Source organism: Mesorhizobium sp. M4B.F.Ca.ET.089.01.1.1, assembly GCF_004022605.1.
GTDB lineage: Bacteria > Pseudomonadota > Alphaproteobacteria > Rhizobiales > Rhizobiaceae > Mesorhizobium > Mesorhizobium abyssinicae.
In genome coordinates, this window is record NZ_RZOS01000379.1 from 1 (window position 1) to 5701 (window position 5701).

Sequence of the window (5701 nt, forward strand, 5' to 3'; positions counted from 1 at the left end):
GGTCAACGCGGTGATCGCCACGCTCGGAACGATGTCGGCCTTCCGCGGCCTCGCCTATCTGATGAACAACGGCAACTCGATCCCGATCACCGGCGACAGTCTGCGGGCGCTGGGCATCGGCACGCTCTTCGGCCTGCCCTTCGCCATCTGGCTGCTGATCGCGGCGATGGCGGCGTTCATCGTCTTCACCCGCGAGACGGTCGTCGGCCGCAACATCTACGCGCTCGGCGGCAATCCGACGGTGGCGCGGCTGGCCGGGATCCCGATCCGCCGCTACCAGATCTCTATCTATGCGATGAGCGGGTTCGCGGCGGCAGTGGCCGGCCTGGTGCTTGCCAGCCGCACCATGTCCGGCCAGCCTGCCTCCGGCAGCCAGGGGCTGGAGCTGGAAGCGATCACCGCAGCGATCCTCGGCGGTTGTGCGCTGCAGGGCGGCAAGGGCACGATCGTCGGCGCCATGCTGGGCGTGCTGATCATCGGCGTGCTCAACAACGGCATGATCCTGACCAGCGTGCCGACCTTCTATCAACTGCTCGCCAAGGGCGCGCTGCTGATCCTGGCGGTCATCGTCCAGGAACGCCAGCGGGCGCGGACCGGAGAGTGAGCTGACTAGAGCAATTCACCGTTTCACGGAAACGGCGGCCTGCTCTAACTCATTGTTTTGATGCAATTCCGGACGGAAGGCTACGGCGAAGCCGCCGAGCCCAACCCGTTTCACATTTTCCTGGAATTGCTCTAGACGCTCTCCAGATAGGTCTCGATCTCGAAGTCGCTGACATTGAGCGCGAAGGTGTTCAATTCCTGGCGCTTGCAGGCGACGAAGGACTGGCGCAGCGTAGCCGGGAAGATCTCGGCGACGAGCGGCCCGCTTTCGAAGCTGGCAATGGCCGAGGCCCAGTCCGGCGGCAGCTTCGCCAGCGTGAGCCCTTGTCCCTCGCCGCCGGTTGGCTCGCCGGGCGACAGTTCCTTTTCGATCCCGACGAGCGCCGCGCCAAGGATAGCCGCCAGCACCAGGTAGGGATTGGCGTCGGCGCCGGACACGCGGTGCTCGATGCGGCGCGCCGCGGCGGGGCCGCCGGGAATGCGGATCGCCACCATGCGGTTCTCGTAGCCCCAGGCCACCGCGGTCGGCGCGTAGGAGCGCGGGCGCAGCCGGCGGTAGGAATTGAAATGCGGCGCGAACACCAGCGTGCTCTCGGCCATCGCCGCGAGCAGGCCGCCCACCGCGTGGCGCATGGTGTCGGAGCCCTGGTCGCTGCCGTCGTCGAAAATGTTGCGGCCGTCGCGATCGATGACGCTGAAATGGACGTGGAACCCGTTGCCGGCGCGCTCGCCATAAGGCTTGGCCATGAAGCAAGCGGCAAAGCCGTGCTTGCGGGCGATGCCCTTGACGGTGCGCTTGAAGAGCACGGCGTCGTCGGCGGTGCGCAAGGCATCCGGCACATGGTTGAGGTTGATCTCGAACTGGCCGACGCCGTTCTCGGCGATCGCGGTGTCGACGGGGATGCCCTGCATGCGGCAGGCCTCGTAGACGTCATGGATGAAGGCCTCGAAATCGTCGATCTCGTCGATCGAGAGCGCGGCATCGGAATCGAGGCGCCGGCCGGTGATCGGCGAGACAGGCCCTACGGGCCGCTGCGATGTCGGGTCGACGAGGTAGAATTCGAGCTCGGTCGCGGTGACCGGCGTCAGGCCGAGCGCGGCGTAGCGGTCGAGGATGCGGGCGAGCGCGCGGCGCGGGTCGCCGAGATAGGGCGCGCCGTTTTCATCGGCGAGCCACAGCGGCAGAAGCGCCGTCGGATGCGCCGTCCAGTTGACGGGCAGGATGCCGCGCCCGGTCCACTGGCAAAGCCCATCGGCGTCGCCGGTCGAGAAGACCTGCGCATTGCCTTCGATATCCTCGCCCCAGATGTCGAGCCCGATCAGCGAGTAGGGCATGCGCAGCTTGCCTTCGAGCGCCTTGCGCGCCTGCTCGACGGGAATGCGCTTCCCGCGCATGATGCCGTTGAGATCGCATACCGCGGCCCTCAGGCTCTGGATGTCCTCCCTGCTTTCCAGCCAGTTCAAAACGTCCGCAATTGCATCGCTCAATTTCCAACCCCTTGGTTCTTTTTGTAGCCATCGCGGCTACGATATCCATTTTTCAGCTTGTGAGTTCATGAAGGTCGCCATGGATGTTTCCAGGCAATTTTCCTTCATTTTTTCAATTTACTAGCTGGGATATCGGGGGGCATTTCAGGTCCATATTGTGCGATCTGCGATCGCAACATAGCTGGATGACGCAGGAAAGCCAAGCCGGGATTTGGCGAGGCCTTCGGCGCGCGCTCGAATGGCCCTGCGGTCTGCCTAGTGGCGCAGTTCCGGAAACTTCACCTGGCCGAGGATGTGTGTCGCACCCTCGTCGATGTCGCGTACGATGGCCGCGCGGGCCCGTTCGCCGTCGCCGGCCTCGATCGCCGCGACGACTTCCTCGTGATAGTCGATGCCGAGAATGCCGGCGAGGCCGTCCTCGAAGCCGATCGCCAGGTTCCTGAGAAACGGGCCGACCTGCATCCACACCGTCTCGATCAGGAAGATCATCTGCTCGTTGCCGCAGTGGCGGTAGATCGAGAATTTGAAGTCGTGGTTCTTTCGCAGATAGTCGTCGATGTCACCGCTGCGGGCGGCTTGGGTGAGCTCGGTGCAATGGCGGCGGATGGCGCGCAGGTTGTTGCCGTTGATGCGGTTGGTGGCGAGCCCGGTGGCCGTACCTTCCAGGATCGTGCGCACGGCGGTCAGTTGCTGGAAGCGCTCGGCGGAGATCAGCGGCACCTCGACGCTGCCGTTCGGCATCGGGCTCAGCGCCCGCAGCGCCTGCAGCCGGGTGAAGGCGCTGCGCACCGGCATGTCGCTGGTGCCGAGCTCCTTGGCGAGCTTGCGCGAGGTCAGCTTCTGGCCGGGCTGCAGCTGGCCCGACATCAGTGCGCGCACGAGCTCCAGATAGACTTTCTCATGCAACGGAACGGTATCGACAGCGGTCAGCCCGAATTGCGATTTGTCGGCCATTGGCGATGCGTTGCTTCACTCGTCCTGAAAACTGCCCAGTCGCTCTGTCGGCGGGCCGGATGCGTTACGGGCTTTCGAACCACGATAGACGGTTAAAGCGCGCCGCCGCAAGTGCGGGCGGCGGCCATCCGTCCCGCTGCCGTCGATGCCCTCATCTGACGCCAATGCCGGCCAGCAGGCCGCCGTCGATCCTGTAGTCGGCGCCGGTGCAGAAGCTTGCCTTGGACGAGCACAGGAAGGCGATGAGTTCGGCCACTTCCTCCGGCTCGCCGATGCGGCCGAGCGGGTGCGCCTCGCCGAAGCGCTTGAAGGCGGCCTCGATGTCGGCGTTCGGGTCGTCGCCGCGCGCGGCCCTCTCGAGGATCGGCGTGCGGACCGACCCCGGGCTGACCGAATTCACGCGGATGCCCTGGCGGGCATAGTCGAGCGCCAGCGAGCGCGTCAGCGTGTGGATGGCGCCCTTGGTGGTGGCATAGGCGGCGACGTTCTGCTGGCAGGCAGTGCCTTGCACCGAGGCGACGTTGACGATGGCGCCGCCGCCGCGCTTGATCATCTCGGGGATGCCGTAGTGGGCGGTGAGGTAGATGGAACCGACATTGACGGACATCGCCCGGTTCCAGGTCTCGAAATCGGTGCCGGTGGCGGTGCCGTAGGGATGGACGGCTGCGGAGTTGACGATGACGTCCAGCCCGCCGAAGCGGCCGACACCGTCGGCGATCGCCTGGGCGACCTGGTCCGGCACGGACACATCGACAGTCGCCACCAGCGCGGCGGCGCCGTTGCGGTCGAATTCGGCCTGCATCGCCGCATTGGCGTGCTCGTCGATGCCGAGCGCGATGATCGCCGCCCCGCCCGCCGCCAGGCGCCTGGCGCTTGCCAGGCCGATCCCGGTCGTCCCCGTCACCAGGGCGACCTTGCCGTCGAAATCCTTCATTGCCAAACTCCGTGATTGTCCGCCGGGATTTTCTGGCGCGCGGCGCCGTTGCCGATCCTCATAATGCGCTGGATGACGGGCGACAAGAACGCGCGTCCCGTCGACTTTGGCTGCCCGATTTGACTCGCCGTCAAGGCCGACAATAAGGTCCGCCGGAATCAGGAAAGAGGCACTCATGGAACAATGCTGGCGCTGGTACGGGCCGGACGATCCGGTCACGCTCGACCATATCAAGCAGGCCGGAGCGACCGGCATCGTGACGGCCTTGCACAACATCTATGACGGCAGCGCCTGGCCGCTCGATGCCATCCTCGAGCGCAAGCGCATCGTCGAGGCGGCCGGGCTCACCTGGTCGGTGGTGGAAAGCATTCCCGTCCACAACTCGATCAAGATCGGTTCTGCGGAGCGGCAGCGCTATGCCGGCTGGTACAAGGACACGATTAGGGCGCTGGCCAAGGCCGGCATCTCCACCATCTGCTACAATTTCATGCCGGTGGTCGACTGGACCCGCACCGATCTCATGTACCGGCTGGCGACCACCGGCTACGCGTTGCGTTTCGATGCGATCGACTTCGCCGCCTATGACGTCTTCGTGCTTAAGCGCAAGAATGCCGAGGCGAGCTACAGCCCGGCGCGTCTCGAGGAAGCGGAAGCGCGGCTGAAATCGCTCAGCGACGAGCAGATCGAAAAGGTCGAGCGCAACCTGATCGCCGGCCTGCCGGCCACCGAGCGCAAGTACAATCGCGAGACGATGCGCGAGGCGCTCGCCGATTACGACGCGATCGGCCCGGCTGAACTGCGCGCCAACCTGGCCTGGTTCCTGAAGGAGATCATCCCGGTCGCCGAGGAGGTCGGGGCGCGCATGTGCATCCACCCGGACGATCCGCCCTTCTCGCTGTTCGGGCTGCCGCGGGTCGTCTCCACCGCCGCCGACGCGCGCTTCATCCTGGAGACGGTCGACAGCCCGGCCAACGGCCTGACCTTCTGCACCGGCTCCTACGGCGTGCGCGCCGACAACGATCTTGTCGCGATGATCGGGGAATTCGCGCCAAGGATCCATTTTGCGCATCTGCGCAACGTGACGCGCGAGGCGGACGGCTCCTTCTACGAGGCCGAGCATCTGGAGGGCTCGACCGACATGGCGGCGGTCATCCTGGCGCTGATGAAGGAGGAGGCGCGGCGGCGCAAGGAAGGCCGGTCCGACTGGCGCATCCCGATGCGTCCGGATCATGGCCACCTGCTTGCCGACGACATCGGCAAGACCAGGATCAACCCCGGCTATTCGCTGATCGGGCGGCTCAAGGGCCTTGCCGAATTGCGCGGCATCATGCGGGCGGTGGAGCGGTTCGAACTGGCCTGAGGCTGCTCCCCCGAACCCTTCAGCGAGGCGGGCCTTGAACCCTGCCGATCCGGCTGGCCCCTCCGTTCATCTGGAGGGAACGCTTTCCAGTTGCCGCCGCGCCTCGTGGGTCCTGGCGACGAAATTGCGCCAGCCGCCATAGGCGGAGATGTCCGTCGCAGCCAGCAGGCCGGCGGTTTCGGCCAGGAACCCTTTCGCCGATGTGCCGTCGTTGAGCTCGATGGTGCCGATGCCGAGCGGCGGCGGAATGGCGGCGACGAAACGGCCGAAGGCATCGGCGCAAAGCCGCCAGACCTCGACCTCGATCGCGGCGCCGCCGCTGCCGACCCGGATGAGCCCCGGTTTGGGTGTGGTCTGGCCGG

Annotated in this window: 5 protein-coding genes and 1 pseudogene; 2 read left to right on the top strand and 4 right to left on the bottom strand. The window is 65.9% G+C overall.

All coding sequences use genetic code 11. The features are described from left to right. Positions 1-604: ABC transporter permease (locus tag EN780_RS26190; RefSeq protein WP_133372722.1), on the top strand; the 604-nt coding region annotated here is incomplete at its 5' end. Between the two features lie 131 nt (positions 605-735). On the opposite strand, the gene EN780_RS26195 is transcribed toward EN780_RS26190, so the two are convergent. The 3 genes from EN780_RS26195 to EN780_RS26205 all read right to left on the bottom strand — a co-directional run bounded on the left by EN780_RS26195 (position 736) and on the right by EN780_RS26205 (position 3979). Then, positions 736-2091, bottom strand: a complete 1356-nt coding sequence (locus EN780_RS26195; RefSeq protein WP_128275740.1) for a glutamine synthetase family protein — start codon at positions 2089-2091, stop codon at positions 736-738. A gap of 255 nt (positions 2092-2346) precedes the next feature. After that, positions 2347-3045: a GntR family transcriptional regulator gene (locus EN780_RS26200; RefSeq protein ID WP_127286171.1), complete on the bottom strand. Its 699-nt coding sequence runs from the start codon at positions 3043-3045 to the stop codon at positions 2347-2349. A 151-nt stretch (positions 3046-3196) separates the two neighbouring features. Further along, complete coding sequence (locus EN780_RS26205) at positions 3197-3979, bottom strand: SDR family oxidoreductase (RefSeq protein WP_127392734.1); 783 nt, start codon at positions 3977-3979, stop codon at positions 3197-3199. A 175-nt stretch (positions 3980-4154) separates the two neighbouring features. Between EN780_RS26205 and uxuA the strand changes: the two genes are divergently transcribed. Next, a complete protein-coding gene (gene uxuA, locus EN780_RS26210; RefSeq protein WP_128275741.1) occupies positions 4155-5339 on the top strand; it encodes a mannonate dehydratase in 1185 nt (394 codons plus the stop codon). A gap of 66 nt (positions 5340-5405) precedes the next feature. Here the strand turns inward: uxuA and EN780_RS26215 are convergent. After that, positions 5406-5701, bottom strand: a pseudogene (locus tag EN780_RS26215) (allophanate hydrolase); the annotation flags it as partial.